This window comes from Desulfobulbaceae bacterium (genome assembly GCA_013792005.1).
Classification (GTDB): Bacteria; Desulfobacterota; Desulfobulbia; order Desulfobulbales; family VMSU01; genus VMSU01.
The window spans coordinates 19,424-40,388 of record VMSU01000136.1; the positions used below are offsets into that span (position 1 = coordinate 19,424).

Here is a 20,965-nt window from a genome sequence, read left to right on the forward strand (position 1 = left end):
CTACTCCACATGGTTGATATTCTCAAGATAGTGCTCCACCGACTTTGCGGCCACAGCGCCCTCACCTGCCGCCGAAACCACCTGCCGGATGGAATCGTGACGGAGATCACCAACAGCCATAACCCCAGGAATATTGGTCCGCATCATCCCATCAGTGATAACAAAACCCTGCTCGTGGCGCAACTGATCAAGCGGCAGACTCTCAGTGTTTGGAGTAATGCCGATAAGGATAAAAACCCCCTGAAATCGACGCGTCTCCTCGTTCCCGTCCCGATACCGGATCTTCAACGATTCAACTTCCTTTTCTCCCAGGATAGCCTCAACTTGGGCATCATAGAGAAAATTGATCCGTTCATGGGCCATGGCAGCTTCCTGAATAATTGGGGCTGCCCTGAACTCCTTCCGACGATGGATCACAGTCACGCTCTTGGCAAACTTGGTCAGATATACAGCCTCTTGCAAGGCCGTATCTCCACCACCAACCACAGCAATATCCATGTCCCGATAAAAAGGGCCGTCACAGGTAGCGCAATATGAGACACCCTTACCAGTCAATTCCAACTCGCCAGGAGCGTTCAGCCGGTTAGGCCGAGCCCCTGTGGAAATAATCACAGCATGCGCCTTAAGAGTAGTCCCATCCTCACACTGGATGATCTTGACTTTATCCGTCAAATTCATGCTGACCGCACTCTTAAGGGCGATATTCAGGCCAAAACGCTCGGCCTGAGCCCGCATCCGCTCAGCTAGGTCAAACCCGCCCACCCCTTCAGGAAAACCAGGATAATTGTCTATCCAATCGGTTACCAGTATCTGGCCGCCGGCTGCACCCTTTTCCAACAGCACCGTATCAATCCTTGCCCTAGAGGCATAGATCCCCGCATTCAGTCCACCCGGACCGCCGCCAACTATAATAAGTTGATGTATCAAATTATTATCCATAAAAAAGGGTTCAGGCTATCCTCAACTGGCTTTTTCAATCATGGCCAGCAGCTGAGCCTTGCCCACGGCGCCTGTTACCTGGTCAATCACCTTGCCATCCTTGAACAGGATCAGAGTCGGAATAGCTCTGATACCATATTTCCCAGGGGTGGCCGGGCTTTCATCGACATTCATCTTCGCAATCTTGACCTTACCGTCAAACTGAGCGGCAAGTTCAGAAATCACAGGGCCAATCGCCTTGCAAGGGCCACACCAAGGAGCCCAGAAGTCAACCAGGCAGGGCAGTGCCCCGTTCAGCGCTTCCGCTTCGAAGTTGGTGTCATTAAGATGGAGTACTTTGTCATCGCTCATGGTTATCTCTCCTTTATGTTGCATGTAATAATGATAAATTTTGATTTGAGGAAACACTATACTCGATTTAGAACGATCGAGAAATAGCATATTTGCGCACAATCCTCTCCTTTTCCAGGGGCAATACGCAGCAAAGAGGTTGACAAGGTTCCTTTCAAACTTATACAGTAAGATCAGCACCTGACCAATCAACCATGCCAACCATTTTCCCTTGCTGAGAATGACTAATAGAGACCATATGCCGATCACTAAATTTTTGCAAGAGGCCAAGAGATTTGAAATTCTGACCATTACCAAGAGTCAGCGCTTCAGCGACCTTCGGGATACCCATGTCCCTTTTTCCGGCACACCCCATCGCCACCCCTATGCCACCAGCAAATTCATCCTGATGGTTGACCCTTACTGCTCCAGTGTCTTCTATGAGTTTGACACCGAGGACATCGATTTTGTCGAAGAACTACCGAGCATCGTCAACCTTGACGGTGAGACAATGACCATGGTCCTGGTCTGGGTCAAGAAGCAGAGCGTCGCCCTGCGCTGCTCCCCCTTTGTAGTGGAAAGCCTCGCACCTGGGAACAAGGGCTAAACTATACTCCCACAACGAGCTACTACTTTCTGAAGATTCTGGCCAACAGGGTCAGGAACGCGCTAATCACGATCATCGAAGTCACCGGGATATAAACCTTAAATCCCGGTCGGTCAATCATGATATCCCCCGGCAACCGCCCTAAGGGAATACGGTGGAGCCACGGCCATGCCAGCCCCAGTACTATCACGATAATCCCTGTGTAGATCAGCGCTCGCTGCATTTTTCACCCTCCGCCTTTCCAATATCGTTTTACTTTGACCAAGTCAATGATTCATTGTAGTATTTTCAGTCTTGACTAGCGGGAAACCGCCTTTTTTCACTATTATCTGCATCTCCGGAGAACCTCGTGAACCGCCAACAATCCAATCGAAAAAAACCGCGAATTCCCTACCACGGCAAAGTCGATCTGTTTTTCGACAACCACAATTACCTTAAATGCTCGGCCCAAAACCTCAGCTTGATCGGCATGTGGGTCCTTGGCTGCCCCGACCAGGAAGAGGGCAACCAGTGCGATATCGAGTTCCACGATGCCACATCAACCACCAATCGTCCACTACGGATCAAGGGTGAGGTGATCCGAACAGACGAGGGCGGAATCGCCCTACTTTTCCTCAATATCAACGTCAGGGCCTATACCGATTTGGAAGCGTTTATTCACGAACAGGGCAAGGGGCCATTAATGGAGGAAAACGAATTTCTTGACGAACTGCCAGCCTGAGGGCGCAAATGACCTCTTTGCGCACCCTGACCGGCACCATCCTCAGCGTTATCAATAACGCCATCTTGATCGTCGACGCCAACGACCGGATCACCTTTGCCAACCATAAAGCCGCTGCCATGTTCCAAACAGCCGGAACCGCCGAGCTTACCGGCAAGTCAATCTTTTCACTCTTCATGACCGATGACCAGGACATCCTGGCCCCCAACCTGCTCCATCTGGCCCGCACCGCTCCTGAATACGAGGATGAGGTCATGTTGCGGCGCTTCGATGACACCCGCTTCATCGCCCAGATCTCCACCTCCAAATTCCACAGTGAGGGCCAGACCAACGCCATCCTGTCGATCCACAACATCAGTGGCATCAAGGGCATCGAAAAGACTCTGAAACGCACCGAACGAGTCGCCTCGGTCGGACGGATGCTCGACGACATCAACCACCAGATCCGCAACCCGATATCAGTCATCGGCGGCCTGGCCAACCGCCTGGCAAGACAACCAGGTTCCGACAACCGATACTGCCAGGCTATTCTCGATGAATCAAAACGCCTGGAAGGCCTCCTCGACAGCCTGGGCGCCTTCTCGAAACTCCCGCTGCCAATGGTCTGCCCCGTTACCCTGACGACTGTGGTTAACGAAATCACCGCCACCATAACTCCTCAGGTAGAAAAATTTGCCCTTTCCCTCACCATCCACAACACTGAAAAGATGCCAAAGGAATCGGTATCCATTGATCTCGGACTGATCATCAAGGCCCTTGTCGCCATTGTAGAGAATGCCTGTGACGCCTCGAGCCCGGACAGCGAAATCGAAATCACCATCGGTCCCAGCGGCAAATCTTTACCCTACCAGATTACCGTCACCGACCACGGATGCGGAATCAGCCCCGAAGACCAACCCCGGGTCTTCGCTCCCTTCTATACCCGTAAAACCAGACGCCACGGCATGGGACTCACCCTGGCCCAAAAAATCGTCAGTGAACAAGGAGGGGCGATTTCCATAGAGTCACGCCCCGGCAAAGGCACGACAGTAACCATATTTCTGATCGCTGATCGGCGGAGAGCCATTCGAATCCGACGGTTAAGCAACGAGAACAACAGCCGTGGCCTTTCACCCGAGATACCAGCACTTTGAGCCCTGCAGGGTGGACAACTTTTTTTTATTACGTTCGCGAACCGGGACAGTTTCCTCCACTCGGCACACAAAATAACTCAGTGAAAATAATGACAAAAAACTGGCCTTTTAACGGGTTGCTTATTATTTTACTGATATGCCTTTTTCCACCTCTTCAACATACCTATCCAGCCGCCTAAACTCAGGAAATTACCATGTCGACCAACAAAGTAGCTCTTTTCACACCATATCCATTTACCCTCGGACAAAAGATCAGGATTACAGGCGACAAGCGTGGAGGAGACTGGGAGGTAATTGGATTGACGGAACGAAAAGTAATCCTGCGCTGCCCGATCTCAGGACGCGAGTTTGAATGGGATCGATTCTGCTATCTGCTGGAGGAAAAAGACAATGAACCGTGGCCTGCTGAACATTAGCTGTTGGCGCCTGAAAAGAGTCGGCGGATTGCTTGCCGTCTGTGCGTTTTTTTGTCTCGCCGCGACTGGCTGCGAGACCCTGGACAGCCGGCTGACCAGAAACAAAGCGACGCTTGGCGCCCTGCCGGAAACCCACCAGAGTCTCATCCGCCAGGGGAAAATCCAGATCGGATTCACCCCGGCCGAAGTCTATCTTGCCTGGGGCGCGCCGACCCACAAGTCCTTTACCGAAAACGCTCAGGGGAGCATTGAGACCTGGCACTACACCAACACCCAGACCGAAACCTATTACCGGGAAGAGCGCTACTTCGATCGGGATTACGGTCGGTGGCGCTTCATCGACCGGCCCTACTACCAGTATTTTGAGTACCTCTACCAAGAAGCCATGTTCACCAACGGGGCGCTGTCGTCCTTTACCCTCTATCCCTCCGCTCTGCCATACCTCAGGAATTGATCACAAAATTGATCCGGCGGCGGGCCTTTTCCACACTTGAAACGGTGACCTGCACCAAGGTGCCGATCTGATAGATACGGTTGGTCCGTTTGCCGATCATCCGGTGATTACGTTCATCCAGATGATAATAATCATCGGTCAAATCGGTGATCGCCACCGCCCCGCTAATAAAAGAGTCAAGCAGCTCGACAAAAAGCCCAAAGGAAGCGACGCCAGAGACAATGCCGGCAAATGACTCGCCGATCTTGTCCTCCATGTAACGGACCTTGAGACGATCAACCATCTCCCGTTCGGCATCAACCGCCACCCGCTCACGGCTGGAAAGAAACTCACCAGCGGCCACCACAGGGTCCTGATACTCCTCGCCTTCCTTGAGCTTAGGTGGCTTCCTTGCCGGTTTCGGAGTCCCGGAACTCAAAAATCCGGCCAAGGCCCGATGGACCATTAGGTCGGGATAACGGCGGATGGGCGAAGTAAAATGACAGTAGTGGCTTGCCGCAAGCCCAAAATGTCCGGCATTATCTGGAGAATACCGGGCCTGCTTCATGGTCCGAAGCAAGAGATTATTGACGATATACTCCTGGGGCGTCCCCTTACCCAGCTCCAGAACCTTGCCAAACCAGGCTGGCGTACCAGGCCCCTCGTTCGGGATAGCAAGCCCCATGGTCTTGGCAAATTGAGCAAATTCAGCCACCTTGATCGGGTCCGGGGTCTCGTGAATTCGATAGAGGCCGCGGGTCAGATGCTTATCGTCCATGGCATGGGCCACGGCCTCGTTGGCCGCAAGCATAAACTCCTCGATCAACTGATGGGCAAAATTCCGCTCACTACGGGCGACATTCTTGACCGTATCGTCTTCCGCCACCTCCACGAAGGCTTCCGGCAGTTCAAAACCAATACTGCCCCTGGCCATCCGTTCTTTAAGGAGCAGACGGGCCAATTTTTCCATCTCCGCCAAGGGTTCAAGCAGGACTGAATACTGCTCGCGCACAGCAGGGTCCTGATCGATCAATATCTGGCGGACCAAAGTGTAGGTCATCCGATAACGGCTCAAGATCACGGACTTACCAAAACGTTTGTTCTGGAGGCGACCCTGATGGTCAAAATCCATAATGGCGCTGAAGGCATACCGATCTTGATTCGGCACCAGGCTGCACAGATTGTTGGACAGGCGCTCCGGCAACATGGGCACCACCATGGTCGGGAAATAGACACTGGTGCCACGCTGGTAGGCCTCGGCATCCAGGGCGCTGCCTTCTTGGACATAATGGCTGACATCGGCAATAGAGACATAAAGCCGGCAGCCCGTTGCCGTAGTCTCAACAGCCACCGCATCGTCAAAGTCGCGGGCCGTCTCACCATCAATGGTGATGTGCAAAATATTGCGCAGATCAAGCCGACCAGGACCAACTTCCACAATATCGCTTACCGCCGCCAACTGCTGCTCCACTTCAGGGCTGAAGACATGGGGCAGCTTGAATTTACGAATAACAATCTCCGTTTGCACCCGAAGACTGTCCGGATTACCCAAGACCTCGACAATCTCCCCCTTGCAGTTAACCCCGCCGACGTTCTGATACTCTGTGATCCTGGCCACGACCGCCTCGCCATCCTTGGCCCCGCAGCTCTGTTCCCTACGGACCAGGATATTGAAAGCGAAACGCTCATCCTCCGGGCTTACCATCCCCACCGGAGTTCCGGCCTTATAGATGCCGACAATCAACTCAGTACCCCGGTCCAAAACCTTAATGACCCGGCCCTCCTGCTTGCCTTCCCGACCGACGGAGCTGATCTTGATCAGTACCCGATCGCCATGAAGGGCCGTGCTGAGATTGCGCTCAGCAACAAAAACGTCGGAGGGCTGATTCCTGGCCGGAGGCGGATCAAGGACCACGAAACCAAAGCCACGGGGGTTGACAGTCAAGATCCCTTCACTATACTCCTGGCTGTCGCGAACGCCATAGGTGTCGTCATCGATCTGGCGCAGGACTTTCTGGGTGACCAAGGCATGCAACCCGTTATGGAGTTCCTTGCGAGCGCTGCGTCCCAAGTCAAAGGCCCCCATGATCTCAGCAGTCTCCGCCTGTCCGCCACTGGAGAGGATAAAGCCTACGATATCATCAGCCGAGACCTGAAACCGCCCGATAATAGTCTTGCTGCCTTCGTGCTGCTGGTGACGCCGGGATTCGCCCCGCCGTTTACCATTGCCTGCCGATCGCTCAATGCGTGAGCCCTTGCCTCGCCTGGGTTGTCGTTTTCTGATCACGATGGGGTCCTCGTTAGTCTTTTTGTAATTTATAGTAACTGCCCAGCAGCGCCATATCCGCTTTGTCATCGGTCTGCTCATGTGCAACAGCACACTTCGCAGACCTCTTTCGTGCATCTGTGGCACAGCTGAACAGTTGCGGTTCAGAGCTTATCGAGTGTTCCCGGCCTCGAACCGAGTAGTTACAGTTAAGGGACTCGGAAAATACCAATTTACCTGGATCGCGACCAAATCTGTCCCAAAGCCGGGATGCGTTATGGTAAATTGGTATTTTCCGAGTCCCTAATATATCAATGCCAATGACTACAGTTACAGGCAATGAGCCACCGCCTGCTCGATAGTAGAAAAAGAAAATTGAAACCCTCCCTCCAGTAATCGTTTAGGGATGACTTCTTGTCCCTGCGTCAGGATTGTGGCCGCTTCACCAAAAATCAATGAGAGTATCAGCCCTGGAACTGGTAGCCAGGTCGGCCGCCCAAGGGTTACCCCCAGGGCTCGGGTCAATGCCGCGTTGGTGGTTGGATGGGGAGCCGTGAGATTATAGGCTCCCTCCCACTGCGAATCACTTATGGCGGCGCTATAGGCCCGGATCAGGTCATCGCAATGAATCCAGGAAAAGGCCTGGCTGCCGCTACCAATGGTCCCGCCCAAACCCAATCGAAACATGGGCGCCATTTGAGCCAAGGCCCCGCCTCCGGGCCCCAAGACCACGCCCAAACGGAAGATGCAGGTACGAACGCCAAGATCCCTGGCCTGCCAGGCCTCGTGCTCCCATGCCTTGGCCAGATTGCCAAGAAAACCCTCGGCTGGAAGATGATCGGCTTCGGTGTGACGCCGGCCAGCAGCATAATACCCCACGGCTGAGGTGGAAATAAATACGGTAGGGGATTTCTTGAGCCTGGACATGGCCTCGACCAGACGACGAGTCACCCCGATCCGGCTTTCAACCAAAATCTTCTTATATTCCTCGGTCCAACGCTTGAGGATCGGAGCGCCGGCAAGGTTAATGACAGCCCGGACCCCATGCAGGCGATTGACCAATGCGTCGACATCACCGAGATCCTGTCGACCCAAGGGCACAACATTCCACCCGTCACTCTGCAGGACGCGGGTAAGATGGGAGCCGACAAATCCACTCGCCCCACTTATAGCTATAGTGCCTTGACTTTGTTCCTTCATGCCCCAACTGTAGCAGAAATGAGAACAAATCTGAAAGGATTTTGTAACTTATTCAGGTTAATAGCCCAAAATGGCTTGGGGGGGGTACAGAAGAGGAGGAAATGACACGGGGCAGCTCTTCCTGTCTGGAGAAACTGCCCCGGCGGGCCAAGTGCGGAGATGGTACAAATTACTGCTGTTGCTGCTTCTCTTGAGCTGTGGCCTGACGCTGTTGATTCTGGTACAGGGCCAGAAAGTTAACCGGCTCCATCAAGAAGGGAACGAACCCGCCATCAACAGTAAGTTGGCTGATAATCTGGCGAGTGTAGGGGAACATCATGGACGGACAATCAACCGCCAATACCACCGGGACATGCTGCTCCGGGATATGCTTGATGGTGAAAACGGCACAGTGCTCAACCTCGATAATAAAGAGAGTTTGGGCCGTCTCTCCCTGAGTCACCTTGGCGGTAATGGAGAGGGAGACCTCATAAAGGCTGTCCCCTGGGACAATCTTGTGCTTGAGGCCAAGATTAACTTCAACTTTCGGCTCACTCTGCTTGACGGTAAAGACCTCTGGTGCATTGGGGTTTTCAAAAGAGAGATCTTTTACATACATCTTCTGGAGGCGAAAGATCGGGGCCTCAGCCTGTTGGTCGTTTGTCTGATCAGTCATGATGGAATCCTTAAAAGTATGGGTGTATGAAAAAAATGAGTTAAGGGGAACTATCCAGCAATACCCCAACTAAAGAGGCCTACTGAACAATTACAATTACGAAAATCCGCTCATTTTAAAGCTTAAACACGACAGTTACAATGCAAGCAGTTATAATGGAAACACAGTAAAGTTGAAAGGATTTTTTGGTACTTTACCGGATGGTACACCTTCTTGCTCTCACTTGTTTCTTGACAAAAAACGTGTCTTTTAGGAACCTCTCGCAGAGGTCACTTCCTGTCATCCTACTCCAACCAACTCACTCCTTCTTGAACAAGGCCGGGATAATGTGGTTACGCTGGAGGAGGGTGTAAAAATCGGTGCGGTTGCGGTCGGCGATCCGGGCGGCCTGGGTGACATTGCCCTCGGTCATCTTCAAGAGGCTGATCAGGTACTCCTGCTCAAAACGCATCCGGGCCTCGGCAAAGGTCGGGTAACGGGCAAAGTTTTTCTGGATGGTCATGCCGATGAGCGACGCAGGGATGATCGGCGAGGTGGCCAGGGCCACCGAGTGTTCCACCACGTTGTAGAGCTGGCGGATATTGCCCGGCCACGGAGCGCCGATCAACATCTCCATGGCCTCGGGAGCAAAGCCGTGGATGGTCTTGTCCGCGCTGCGGGCGCTCTCGCGCAGAAAATAATTGGCCAGGAGGGGAATATCTTCCGCCCGCTCGGCAAGTTTCGGCAGACTAAGAGAGACAACATTCAGCCGGTAATACAGGTCCTCCCGAAAAAGCCCGTCACTCACCATCTGGGCCAGGGGTCGGTGGGTGGCTGAGATGATCCGGACATCAACACCCACCGACTCGGCTGAACCTACCGGGCGCAAAATCCGCTCCTGGATGACCCGCAGCAGCTTGACCTGAAAAGAGAGCGGCGTATCCCCGATCTCATCAAGAAACAGGGTCCCTTGATCCGCCGCCCGGATCAGACCATGGTGATCCCGCACCGCCCCGGTAAACGACCCCTTGACGTGACCGAACAGCTCCGACTCAAGCAAGGTCTCAGGGATGGCCCCGCAGTTAATGGCAATAAACGGCTTGTGACAGCGAGGGCTGGCCCGATGAATGGCCTTGGCCAGCAGCTCCTTGCCGGTCCCGCTCTCGCCGAGGATCAGGATATTCACCCGACCTCCCGCCACCAGTTGCGCTTGGGCCAGAATATCGGTCATCGCCTGGCTTTGATGAATAATATCCTGGCGCCAACTCTCCTCTTGCCGGACGGCCGGGAGCTGGCTGGCGCCGCTGAGATTCAAGGCCCGCTTGATCTCCATGAGCAGGGCCATGCCGGACAAGGGCTTGGTGAGAAAAGAGAAAACACCTCGCTGGGTGGCCGCGACGGCCTCGGGAATCGAGCCGTGGGCAGTCATAATGATCACCGGCAGGAATGGATTGCCGGCGCGGATGCTGTCAAAGAGATTCAGCCCGTCCATGCCGCTCATCCTCAAGTCGGTCACCACCAAATCCGGACGAACAACCGAGAGCCTTGCCAGCGCCTCTTCGGCGCTGGTCGCCTGGTGAACTTGGTATCCCTCAGCAACAAGACGCATCGAGAGAAGGCTTAAGAGGTCGGTATCATCATCGACCAGCAGAATCACACTCTGGGGCATAGGGTTCCTCTGGAGAGCAGCTGGTTCATTTTTTTCGCCCCCGGTCAATCAAACCGCGCTCAATATCCTGAAGTTTCTTAAGCTTAAACGCCAGGTCATCCCGCTCTTCACGGCAGGCCACCAGTTCTCCGCCTTGGGTCTTTGCTTTCTTACGGGCGACGCGCAGGGCATTGGCACACTCCTGGTCCTGGCTGATCGTCTTCTCACAAGATACCAACTGGTCGTTGATCAGGATGAACAGATCTCCCAACCGGCGATGGAACTCGGAATCCTGGCGTGCCGCAGCAAGAGCCTTCACCGCCTGATTGCCATCAACAAAAGGCTGGCCCGGCAGAGAGGCCAGCATCACCAGCTGGACGTTAGCGAGCCGATTATCGGTTGAATCAAGGGCCTTGAGCAGGCGCTGATACTCCAGAACCAGCTCCTCGCTAGTCAGAACTTTTAGGGCAGCATAGTACGCCAGGGCATCGGCAGGGACAACTTCTGCCGATACTTGATGCCAATACGGCCCAACCTCCCCAGTGAGCGCTGGCGGCGCACCCTGACCGGCTGGCGCTGACGGAAATTTTACAGGAAGACACCCTGCGGTAACCGCACATACAATAATACAACAGACAAAAGCTACACGACGCATGATATTCCTTAACAGATGTGGGGCAGGGTAATCCTAAAGCAGGCTCCGGTTTCTACCAACTGCACCAGTTCCAAAGTGCCGTTATGGGCGGCGACGTACTCCTTGGCAATAGCAAGGCCAAGCCCCGTGCCCTTAACATGGCTGCGGCAGGTAGTGGCAGCGCCATGAAAAAATGGTGAAAAGATCTGCTCTTGTTCCGATTCCGGGATTCCAGGCCCGGAATCGTGAATCTCAAGCACCACCTGCCCATTGGCGTTTTGACCGAAAATCGTGATCGTGCCGCCGGAAGGGGTGTATTTAATAGCGTTTGACAGCAAGTTGTCAACCACGGTTTTAATCCGCTGACGATCGGCCAGCAGGGTACAGGTATCGATCACCATGGTAAGGGTCAAGGTATTGTTGACGATTGCCGGCTTGTAGTCACCGACAACCTCAGCGACAAGGTCTTTGAGATCAAATTCACTCATCTGCAAGCAGGCCCTTTCGGCCTGGGCCATGGTCAGTCCCACCAGGTTTTCGATCAATCTCTTCAGTTCCCCGCAGTTTTTACGCAGGATGCCGATAACCTCACGCTGCTGTTCGCTCACCGGGCCTGCAACCCCATCGCCCAGGAGTTCGGCGGCCTCGTGGATTGAGGCCAGCGGGGTCTTGAGTTCGTGCGAAATGTGGGAGGCGAATTTATTTTTTTCCTGTTCGTAATAGGCCAACTGCTGCCTGAGCCAGTTGAGGCGGGTGCCTAGAGAGGCAAGATCGTCAGGACCGTTCACCGTAATTTCGGTGGTAAAATCTCCCTGCCCCAAGAGATGGAGGCCCTGGTCAATCTGTTTGATGGGCCGGGTAATCAACCGGGTGAGAAAAAAGACTAAGATAATGGTCAGCGGCAAACAGGTACTGGCCAGAGCAAAGAGTAATTTCTCCGCCTGCTCCTCTTCGCGATGCAAGGTTTCAACCTCGTTATAGATACCACGCTGGCTCAGCAGGTAGATCTGACGCCCTGTGTCGTTAATGGCGCTAAAATCGTCATCACTGATGGTCGCGCCCACGCCCCTGGTAGGCTGGAGCGAGGCCTGAATCTTCTTTTGCTGGTTGGCCAGAAGATCGAACAACGCCTTAAGCTCAAGGTTATGCGGGATAGCAAGGAGGCTTGAGATAGTGCCGTTGATCTGAGCGATCGCACTTTGCAGATCCTCCTGAATCGAGTCATCCCCCAGGACCAAATATTGCCGGTAACGGCGCTCCTGCCGAGTGAGCTGCTCCTGCAGGGCCTGACTCAATTCACTGGCGGTCACCGAGCGGTAGACTGAGCGGGTGCTATCAAGCACCAAACGGTCCATCAGCAGGTCAGAGGCAATCACCACCAACAGCAGCGGCAACGAAACGACGAACATAGCCGAAAGGACCAGGGAGAAAAAGGATTTGGGCCTCAGACGAAACAAGTTCATTCGTCCCCTTCACTTGAACTCAGCACCTGCCGGAGAAAAATCCCGGTGGCAGACTCAGCGCACGCCGCCACCTGTTCCGGGGTGCCGGTGACGATGATCTGACCACCGCCATCGCCGCCTTCAGGGCCTAAATCAATAACATGATCAGCTGTCTTGATCACATCCAGATTGTGCTCAATGACCACAATGGTATTGCCGGCATCGACCAGCCGCCGAAGTACGGTCAACAGATGCTGGATATCGGCGGGATGAAGGCCGGTGGTCGGCTCATCAAGGATATACAAGGTCCGGCCAGTCCCCCGCTTACTCAACTCCCGCGCCAGTTTGATCCGCTGGGCCTCACCACCGGACAGGGTGACCGAGGACTGGCCCAAGGCCAGATACGAGAGACCGACATCAAAGAGGGTCTGGAGCCGGGAACGGATCGGCGGGATATTTTTAAAAAAATCCAAGGCCTCCTCAACATTCATGCTGAGCACCTCGGCTATTGATTTGGCCCGGTAAAGGATATCAAGGGTATCGCGATTGTAGCGCTTTCCCCGACAGGCCTCGCAGGTGACATAGACATCGGGCAGAAAATGCATGGCGATCTTGATCACCCCATCTCCCTCGCAGGCCTCGCAGCGACCGCCCTTGATGTTGAAACTGAAGCGACCAGGCAGGTACCCCCTGGCCCTGGACTCGGGCAACCTGGCGAACAACTCACGGATAGGAGTCAGCACCCCGGTGTAAGTGGCCGGGTTCGAGCGTGGGGTCCGGCCAATGGGGCTCTGATCGATGTCGATGACCTTGTCGAGATGCTCCAGCCCCCGGATTCGCTCGCACTGAGGCGAAGGTCCGTGGCTGCCCTGAACGATGGCCGCGGCCCCGGAAAGCAAGGTCTCCATCACCAGAGAACTCTTCCCGGACCCGGAAACCCCGGTAACACAGGTGAACAACCCCAAGGGGAAGGCTACGGTCAAATCATGGAGGTTATTGGCGTGGGCCTTGATGATGGTAATAGCCTTACCCCGTTCAGCTTTGCGCCGCTTGGAGGGCAATGCAATATTTAAGCGGCCAGACAGGTAGCCACCGGTAACAGAATTTTCATCGGCAATCAAGCCCGCCACCGGCCCGTTATAGACCACCTGCCCCCCATGGACCCCGGCCCCTGGGCCCATGTCCAAGACATGATCGGCTGCAAGAATGGTATCGGCATCATGTTCAACCACAATCACAGTGTTGCCCAGATCCCTAAGCCGAGTCAGGGTCCTGATCAACCGCTCGTTGTCCCGCTGGTGCAGACCGATACTCGGTTCGTCCAGGATATAGAGGACCCCGGTAAGCGAGGTGCCGATCTGGGAGGCCAGGCGAATGCGCTGAGACTCCCCACCGGACAAGGTCGAAGCGCTCCGAGCAAGCGACAGATAGCCAAGACCGACACCCTTCAAAAAGGTGAGGCGTTCACAGATCTCTTTTAAGATCGGCGCCGCGATAGCCGACTCTTGGGCGGAGACCGGAATTGTGGGCAATTCGCTCAACACCTGATCAATGCCCAGACTGCACAGTTGATGGATGTTCCACGAGCCAAATTTCACCGCCAGCGGGGCCGGGCTGAGCCGGGCGCCTCCGCAGGCAGAACAGGAGCAGGCGCTGATATAGTGCTCCAGCTCCTCGCGAACAGGGCCTGAATTGGTCTCTTCATAGCGGCGAGCCATCTGGGGAATAATCCCTTCATAGGGCTTGGCAAAATGGAGTAGCCGCTGCCGCCGTTCATAACTAAAGGCAATCTCCTGGATACCGGTGCCGTGGAGGATAGCGTTCTTGGCGATTTCGGGCAAGCTCTTAAACGGCGCGGTCAGACTAAAACCATAGTGACGGGCCAATGAGGCCAACAACTGATGGGAGTACGACATCGCAGAACTGTTGCGCCATGGGGCAATGGCCCCCTTCTTGATGCTGAGTTCCGGGTCCGGCACAATCAGGTTGGGGTCGAAGAACTGCTTAACCCCCAACCCACCGCATTCGGCGCAGGCCCCTTTAGGGTTATTAAAAGAAAAAAGCTGGGGCGAAAGATCGGGCAAGCTGATGCCGCAGGTGATACAGGCGGCCCGCTCGGAGAAGAGCATCTCCTCTTTGGTCTCAGGGACGAGGACCAGCAGCAGCCCATCGGCCAGACCGACCGCCGTGGCCACCGACTCGGCCAGACGCCGCTCAATCGACTCCTTGATCACCAACCGGTCAACCACGGCTTCGATGGTGTGGCGCTTGTTCTTATCCAGCTCAATCTCTTGGTCAAGAGAGACAAATTCACCGTTTACCCGCAGCCGGATGAAACCCTCCTTGCGCATCCGGGAGAAGACCAAGGCATGACTGCCCTTCTTGCCCTCCACCAGAGGAGCGAGGAGGATGATCTTGCTGCCCTCCGGACGATTGATCAGACTGGTAACCATGGCCTCAACACTCTGGGCGTGAATGGCCTTGCCGCATTGAGGACAGCTGGGCCTACCGACCCTGGCGAAAAGCAGCCGCAGATAATCGTAGATTTCGGTAATGGTGCCGACCGTTGACCGGGGGTTGCGGTTGGTAGTCCGCTGCTCGATGGAGACGGCGGGAGAGAGTCCCTCAAGACTATCCACTTCGGGCTTATCCATCTGCCCCAAGAATTGCCGAGCGTAGGTGGACAACGATTCGACATACCGCCGCTGGCCCTCGGCATAGAGGGTGTCAAAGGCCAAAGTCGATTTACCGGACCCGCTCAATCCGGTAAAGACAATGAACTTATCGCGCGGGAGATCAAGATCGATATTTTTTAAGTTGTGCATCCGGGCGCCCCGGATGCGGATATGAGACTGGGACATGATTTAATCAGAATTTGTGTGGTGAAAGGGGAACTCCTCAAGCGAGACTGCGAAACAGGTGGAGTGTCCTGTGATCGCTTACTTAGGGACGCGGAAAATACCAATTTACCTGGATCGCGCCCGGATCTGGGACAGATTTGGGCGCGCCGATTGAACAAAACCGCAGGCGTAGCAGCGCTACGTCGAGGATTTTGTGATTGAGTCTCGACCAAAGATGGCCCAAAGCCGGGATGCGTTATGGTAAATTGGTATTTTCCGTGTCCCTTAGGAAAGGAGTTAATTTATCACCCATACTTCATATTAACAAAGATAATCATCAAACGATCTCCTTTTGCATCAATTTCGTTTCTACGGTATATTCTGCGCCGATTCACCCTTACCGTTTTGGGCTATAGCCGTTTTTTTGTTTTCAGACAAAAATTACCTCGGCAGATCATTAACGAAACCTCCACCTCATACTTAAAAAACCATGACCCCCCACCACCTCCCTCTCCTCCGATCCCTATTATTTTGATCGTGATGCCCTTCAGACCATCGCCGACGAGACATGATGAATTTATACTTTTCCGGACACACAACATCGGGTATGAATGATGCCCCAATCTAAGGAGGTGTGTCCAAATGAGTGAGAGAAAGAAACCTGTCGAATATACAGCTGAGTTTCGAGCGTCAGCTGTTAAACTTGCCGTGGAGAGCGCTCAACCAGTTTCCCAGACCGCAAAGGAACTGGGGGTTAACAAGAATACGTTATATACATGGATCGGCCAGATTCACCGCCCTGTTAAAAATAAGGGTGAAAAGGTGGCTGATGAGCATATCTATGAGGAAGTGAAACGTCTCCGCCTTGAGACTCGCCGTTTGAAGGAGGAGCGAGATATCCTAAAAAAGGCCGCAGCGTACTTTGCGCGAAGCATGTCGTGAAGTACGCTTTCATTCAACAGCACAACAAAGAATTTCGAGTCACCCTGATGTGCTCAGTTCTGGGTGTTCCTCGTAGCGGCTATTATGATTGGCTGGAACAGCCAGAAAGTCCTCATCGTGTCGCCGATAAGCGAGTTAGCCAAAAGATAAAAGCAGTTTTCGAAATAAACCGCAAAGTATATGGCACCCGGCGCATCAAGCAGGATCTGGCAGCAGGCGGAGAAATTGTCAGTCGTCCACGTATCAGTCGCCGCCAATGTACTGGACCGCCAATTTCAAGTTGCCTGCCCGGATACAATTTATGCCGGAGATATCACTTACATCCAAACTGGTGAAGGTTGGTTATATTTAGCCGTTTTGATAGATCTTTTCTCAAGGGCAGTGGTCGGATGGAGCATGTCGTCTCGCATCAATGCTCAGTTGGTAGACGATGCACTCCATATGGCAATGACAAAAAGAAAACCGGCAGCTGGATTGCTTCTGCATAGTGATCGTGGAAGTCAGTATGCATCAGAACTCTACCAAGGGTCGATCCAGAAATCTGGCTTTGCCTGCAGCATGAGTCGAAAAGGAAACTGCTGGGATAATGCGCCATCGGAAAGTTTTTTCCATACCCTCAAAACCGAATTGACTCATCACGAACACTATGAGACCAGGGCCGACGCGAAAAGCAGTATTTTCGAATACATTGAGGTCTTTTACAATCGCCAGAGGCGTCACTCAGCTATAGGTTATTTGAGCCCAGCTGCCTATGAGGCGGCTCATCAAAAAGCTGCGTAATTATTTGTCCGGAAAAGTCTTGCCAGATCATTCCCCCGGACCGTAATTGGTGCGTGATTCAATATATTTCGTCATTCCAAAATGTTGGGTTTCGTGCCTCAACCCAACCTACCGGGTTGAGCTACCGGAGCCAAGCGTTGGGCTAAAGAGAGTAATTCCAGATTTCTCAAGCACCACATTCAATGTCGTAGGGTTTGCAAACAGGGGGTATCGTTTGCGAACCAATTGAGGTTCCACAACCGAAAACCCAAGGTTGTATGATCTGTTAGCTGATAGGGGCACGCCTCAATGCTTATCACTTTTGTCGTTAATAATGATAGCGGGCTTGTAGGAAATCAATTCGATCATCGCGGACAAGATACACTATACGGTGTTCTTGAGTCAATCGACGGAACCATGTGCCAGGGGAGAGATATTTGAGAGGTTCCGGCTTACCGATGCCAGAAAAAGGGTCTCGCATAATGGCTTCAATCAGACTAAAAGCCCGAAGTGTAACTTTACGATCGGTTTCAACCCAATGACGTAAATCATCGCGGAATTCTGGTTGAAAAATAGCCTCACGGCTCTTACTCTTCAAAACCCATATCCTTGCGAAGTTCCGAAATAGTGGCAGGTCCCCCCTCACATTTAAGAGCGCGGTCAAGAGCGGCAAGTAACCTTTCTGCGTTGACAGGAGAACGGAGCAAATGAGTTGTTTCCAGCAGGCTTTCCAATTCATCAGCTGCAATCATAGCTACGCTACCACCTTTACGACGACGGATAACAACAATTTCACGATTGTCCGTCACCTCGTCACATAAACCAGCAAAATTTGCTCGGGCATTAGAGTAAGTTGTTTGAAGCATAGTGTCACCTCTTAAGATTGTTGTACCGTAATATTGTACAATAGAATTTTATCAAAGCGATAAAAATAAACAGCCTTCTAGGGAACAAGTAAACTGTCCGGATTTGTCGCACATGATCAATTTTTCAAGTATGATGCTGAGTGATACGCTCAACAACCTGCCCTCCAACCAAGTTGATCGTAACCACCCTGGCAACAGTTATTCCATCCTCCAATTTATGTCTATTCTCCTGTGCTGTAGCTGTCATAGCCCCACATCTGTATCCTACCGTTACCGTTATTAACTTGAGGGACGCTGAAACTCGAGGTGTCCAATTGTACTGAAGTCGTTGAGGGCAGCAGATGTTCTGAATCCACATAATTATCATTGCTCCCGTCCCACCAGCCAATCATTACCCCATTCATAGTGACCCCTCCTGTTGGGTTAGTCCAACTAACGGTCTGCAACCCTGGAATATTCATGGTGGAAACATCATGCGAAGCCGGGACGATTACGGTGGGGAAGAGTGCGGCAGAAAGTTCAGTATTCAGATAGGGACGCTTAGCGATTGTTCGACTAAAGTACGCAGCGGAGCATTCCCTACCAAAACTGCATCAGCCGTTTCGGCGGACAGCTTGACGGTGTACACTGCCTGGTCTGGAATAGCGTTCAGAACTGTATCATCCGCAATCGGGTACATGTAATCACCGTTACCCCCATACATATAAAAGTTAGTCTGCTCCTCAACACTACTGGCAGGAACACGGCATTCCACTCAGCATAGGTGATAAGATCACGGTACGCGGCTCCAAGGCTCAAGAAAATGATGGCACCATCTATATTATCGCCCAAAAAATTATCAACACCACCCAAAATTCCAGTGTTGTCCTCCGCGACAGATCCGGCCGGCCGGCGTGGGCCGGTAAAGGAATCAGGAGGAATCATGGCCGGAGAAACAACCAGGCTTCACCGCCACCTCCGCAATTACCGTAAAAGAAAAACTCATTTGGTGTTGTAAATTTGCTTTTGGAAGTGTATTTTTTTGCTCCTACACAGGTTGATTGCATCAAAAACCATCCAGGAGTAGCCATGAAATTTAATTTTCATCTAGAATTTTACCTCACCAAACACGTCATACTTTGATGATGGATTTCCTGCACACCCCAACTTTTGTCAATAGCGCCTGGATTGCCAGCGCCTTTCTTTTCGGCTTTGCCTTCAAACAGTTCAATCTGCCGCCCATGCTCGGATTTCTCCTCTCCGGCTTTCTCATGAACTTTCTTGGCTTAACCGATGGTTCGCTTGATCTGGAAAAGATTGCCGACCTGGGAATTCTCCTTCTCTTGTTCACTATCGGCCTGAAACTCGACCTCAAAGGGATGACAAAGCCCGAGGTCTGGGGCGGAGCCACCATCCATGCCCTGCTTACCATCACCTTTTTGTCCCTGCTCGTCCTGGTCGGCTCAGCCTTTGGCTTGCATCATTTTACCGGTCTTAGTTTAGCGCAAGCCACATTGATCGGTTTTGCTTTAAGTTTTTCCAGCACGGTTTTTGCCGTCAAATTCCTTGAAGAAAAAGGCCAGATGAATGCCCTGCATGGACGGGCCTCCATCGGCATCCTCATTATGCAGGATCTGATGGCTGTCTTCTTTCTCGCTATATCCAAGGGCGAGTTCCCCGCCATCTGGGCACTGGCTCTTCCCCTGGTACTCATTGCTGCCCGACCTCTTTTACTCTATCTCATTGATCATATTGGTCATGGAGAGCTTCTGCCGCTGTCCGGTTTTTTTATTGCGCTGGTGGTTGGCGCCACCAGCTTCTCCATGGTGGGGCTCAAACCCGACCTTGGCGCTCTGATTGCTGGCATTCTGGTGGGCTCCCATACACGGTCCTCTGAATTGTCCAACTCCCTCTATGGCTTCAAGGACCTTTTTCTGATCGGGTTCTTTTTTCAGATAGGACTAACCGGTATCCCCCAAATGGAGCATGTACTTATTGCCCTGGCCCTGTTAGCTACTCTTGTCGTCAAGTCAATATTGTTTTTCCTGGTGCTGACCCTCTTCCGCCTTCGGGCCCGAACAAGTTTACTGGCCGCGCTCACCCTCTCCAGTTACTCTGAATTCGGCCTGCTGGTCGCGGCGATTGCCGCCAAAAAGGGCTGGCTCGACCCTCAATGGCTTATCATTGTCGCTTTGGCACTGACCTTTTCCTTCCTGGCAGCGGCGCCATTAAACAGCAAGGCTCTGGTCATCTATGACCGGTTTGCCGGTTTTTTCCGCCGATTTGAAACCAGAACCCGCCATAAGGATGACCTTGAAATAAATCTTGGCCCTGCCGATATTCTTATTTTCGGGATGGGTCCCTTCGGAACAATGGCCTATAACACCACGAGGGAACGCCAAGCTGACAAAGTGCTTGCCGTAGATTACAATAAAAAAACGGTAACCAAGCATCAGAGCGAAGGGCGTCGGGTAATCTGGGGGGATGCGACGGATTATGATTTCTGGCGCAAGATCGACCTGCAAAAGATCAAAATCATCATGCTGACCATGACCAAACACCAGGCAAACCTCTTGGCCCTGCAGGAAATCAAGTCCGCGGGCTTTCAAGGACCGGTTTCCGCCACGGCCCGCTTTGAGGATGAACTTCTGGAACTTGAACAAGCCGGAGCCACCGCGGCCTATAATATTTTTGCCGAGGCAGGAGCGGGTTATGCAGACCATGTATGCAAAACCACCGGCCTGGTCTGCAAGACAGAGTTCTTCGTGTCAGGCACTGAAATCCCGGTTTTAAAAAAATGAAGTAGATGTTGCCAGCCCCACCTGCTTCCCATGAACCTTACCCCAGAACAGCAACTGATCCTCACCCTTGCTGGCTGACAACCAGATCATGATCCTGATGTTCAACCGCTCGGCCAGCGACTCCTTCAGCGCCAACCTGATCGTCGCCTTAAAACCAACCGGCCTCGCTCCGCCCTAAGTCCGCACCTTGTCTGTTTCGAGAGAAAATGGGGACAGATTTATTTTTCTTCTTTTCTTGGCCGACCAGGGCCTCTTAGCTCTAAACGGCGACCAACTTTTACAGAAATTTCTCTGATAAACTTTCTGTTTGCGGTCAACTGGCCACGCTGGGTGGCTTCCCGAATAAGTTTCCACTCCGTATCAGGAATTGTTTCC

Annotated in this window: 18 protein-coding genes and 2 pseudogenes; 7 read left to right on the plus strand and 13 right to left on the minus strand. The window is 52.8% G+C overall.

Annotated elements, in window-relative coordinates:
• Together FP815_07980 and trxA are read right to left on the minus strand one after the other, a co-directional pair.
• Complete coding sequence (locus FP815_07980) at positions 1–939, minus strand: thioredoxin-disulfide reductase (protein ID MBA3014879.1); 939 nt, start codon at positions 937–939, stop codon at positions 1–3.
• 21 nt (positions 940–960) lie between these two features.
• Complete coding sequence (trxA, locus tag FP815_07985; GenBank protein MBA3014880.1) at positions 961–1,290, minus strand: thioredoxin; 330 nt, start codon at positions 1,288–1,290, stop codon at positions 961–963.
• Positions 1,291–1,528: 238 nt separating this feature from the next.
• Between trxA and FP815_07990 the strand changes: the two genes are divergently transcribed.
• Positions 1,529–1,876 carry an inorganic pyrophosphatase Ppa gene (locus tag FP815_07990; protein MBA3014881.1) on the plus strand — a complete coding sequence of 116 codons (348 nt, stop codon included), beginning with the start codon at positions 1,529–1,531 and terminating at the stop codon, positions 1,874–1,876.
• 22 nt (positions 1,877–1,898) lie between these two features.
• Here FP815_07990 and FP815_07995 read toward each other — a convergent pair whose 3' ends face one another.
• Entirely contained in the window at positions 1,899–2,099 is a 201-nt protein-coding gene (locus FP815_07995; GenBank protein MBA3014882.1) for a DUF2905 domain-containing protein, read from the minus strand.
• 126 nt (positions 2,100–2,225) lie between these two features.
• Here FP815_07995 and FP815_08000 point away from each other — a divergent pair, with 126 nt between their 5' ends.
• The 4 genes from FP815_08000 to FP815_08015 all read left to right on the plus strand — a co-directional run bounded on the left by FP815_08000 (position 2,226) and on the right by FP815_08015 (position 4,600).
• Positions 2,226–2,597 (plus strand): PilZ domain-containing protein, encoded by a 372-nt coding sequence (locus FP815_08000; protein MBA3014883.1) that lies wholly within the window; start codon positions 2,226–2,228, stop codon positions 2,595–2,597.
• Between the two features lie 8 nt (positions 2,598–2,605).
• Positions 2,606–3,730, plus strand: coding sequence for a PAS domain-containing protein (locus tag FP815_08005; protein MBA3014884.1), 1,125 nt, complete (start codon positions 2,606–2,608; stop codon positions 3,728–3,730).
• Positions 3,731–3,924: 194 nt separating this feature from the next.
• The gene (locus FP815_08010) at positions 3,925–4,146 is read left to right on the plus strand and encodes a hypothetical protein (GenBank protein ID MBA3014885.1); all 222 of its coding nucleotides are present in this window, start codon (positions 3,925–3,927) and stop codon (positions 4,144–4,146) included.
• Positions 4,121–4,600 carry a hypothetical protein gene (locus FP815_08015; protein ID MBA3014886.1) on the plus strand — a complete coding sequence of 160 codons (480 nt, stop codon included), beginning with the start codon at positions 4,121–4,123 and terminating at the stop codon, positions 4,598–4,600. Before FP815_08010 ends, FP815_08015 begins: the two co-directional genes overlap by 26 nt.
• Here FP815_08015 and rnr read toward each other — a convergent pair.
• The 7 genes from rnr to uvrA all read right to left on the minus strand — a co-directional run bounded on the left by rnr (position 4,590) and on the right by uvrA (position 15,264).
• Positions 4,590–6,983, minus strand: a complete 2,394-nt coding sequence (rnr, locus tag FP815_08020; protein ID MBA3014887.1) for a ribonuclease R — start codon at positions 6,981–6,983, stop codon at positions 4,590–4,592. The two genes, FP815_08015 and rnr, sit on opposite strands and share 11 nt — an antisense overlap.
• Positions 6,984–7,175: 192 nt before the next feature.
• Positions 7,176–8,045, minus strand: a complete 870-nt coding sequence (locus FP815_08025) for a TIGR01777 family protein (GenBank protein MBA3014888.1) — start codon at positions 8,043–8,045, stop codon at positions 7,176–7,178.
• A gap of 169 nt (positions 8,046–8,214) precedes the next feature.
• On the minus strand, positions 8,215–8,700 hold the full coding sequence (gene secB, locus FP815_08030; protein ID MBA3014889.1) for a protein-export chaperone SecB: 486 nt from the start codon (positions 8,698–8,700) through the stop codon (positions 8,215–8,217).
• Positions 8,701–8,998: 298 nt separating this feature from the next.
• The gene (locus FP815_08035) at positions 8,999–10,348 is read right to left on the minus strand and encodes a response regulator (GenBank protein MBA3014890.1); all 1,350 of its coding nucleotides are present in this window, start codon (positions 10,346–10,348) and stop codon (positions 8,999–9,001) included.
• 25 nt (positions 10,349–10,373) lie between these two features.
• Entirely contained in the window at positions 10,374–10,982 is a 609-nt protein-coding gene (locus tag FP815_08040; protein MBA3014891.1) for a hypothetical protein, read from the minus strand.
• A gap of 8 nt (positions 10,983–10,990) precedes the next feature.
• Positions 10,991–12,424: a HAMP domain-containing histidine kinase gene (locus tag FP815_08045; protein MBA3014892.1), complete on the minus strand. Its 1,434-nt coding sequence runs from the start codon at positions 12,422–12,424 to the stop codon at positions 10,991–10,993.
• Positions 12,421–15,264 (minus strand): excinuclease ABC subunit UvrA, encoded by a 2,844-nt coding sequence (gene uvrA, locus FP815_08050; GenBank protein MBA3014893.1) that lies wholly within the window; start codon positions 15,262–15,264, stop codon positions 12,421–12,423. The genes FP815_08045 and uvrA overlap by 4 nt, the downstream gene beginning before the upstream one ends.
• A gap of 621 nt (positions 15,265–15,885) precedes the next feature.
• Between uvrA and FP815_08055 the strand changes: the two are divergent.
• Positions 15,886–16,965, plus strand: a pseudogene (locus tag FP815_08055) (IS3 family transposase).
• Positions 16,966–17,272: 307 nt separating this feature from the next.
• Here FP815_08055 and FP815_08060 read toward each other — a convergent pair.
• The 3 genes and pseudogenes from FP815_08060 to FP815_08070 all read right to left on the minus strand — a co-directional run bounded on the left by FP815_08060 (position 17,273) and on the right by FP815_08070 (position 18,214).
• Entirely contained in the window at positions 17,273–17,683 is a 411-nt protein-coding gene (locus FP815_08060) for a Txe/YoeB family addiction module toxin (GenBank protein ID MBA3014894.1), read from the minus strand.
• A pseudogene (locus FP815_08065) lies at positions 17,598–17,810 on the minus strand (prevent-host-death protein). Before FP815_08065 ends, FP815_08060 begins: the two are co-directional and overlap by 86 nt.
• Positions 17,811–18,031: 221 nt before the next feature.
• The gene (locus tag FP815_08070) at positions 18,032–18,214 is read right to left on the minus strand and encodes a hypothetical protein (GenBank protein MBA3014895.1); all 183 of its coding nucleotides are present in this window, start codon (positions 18,212–18,214) and stop codon (positions 18,032–18,034) included.
• A 717-nt stretch (positions 18,215–18,931) separates the two neighbouring features.
• Here FP815_08070 and FP815_08075 point away from each other — a divergent pair.
• The gene (locus FP815_08075) at positions 18,932–20,590 is read left to right on the plus strand and encodes a potassium transporter Kef (protein MBA3014896.1); all 1,659 of its coding nucleotides are present in this window, start codon (positions 18,932–18,934) and stop codon (positions 20,588–20,590) included.
• Positions 20,591–20,965 lie beyond the last annotated feature (375 nt).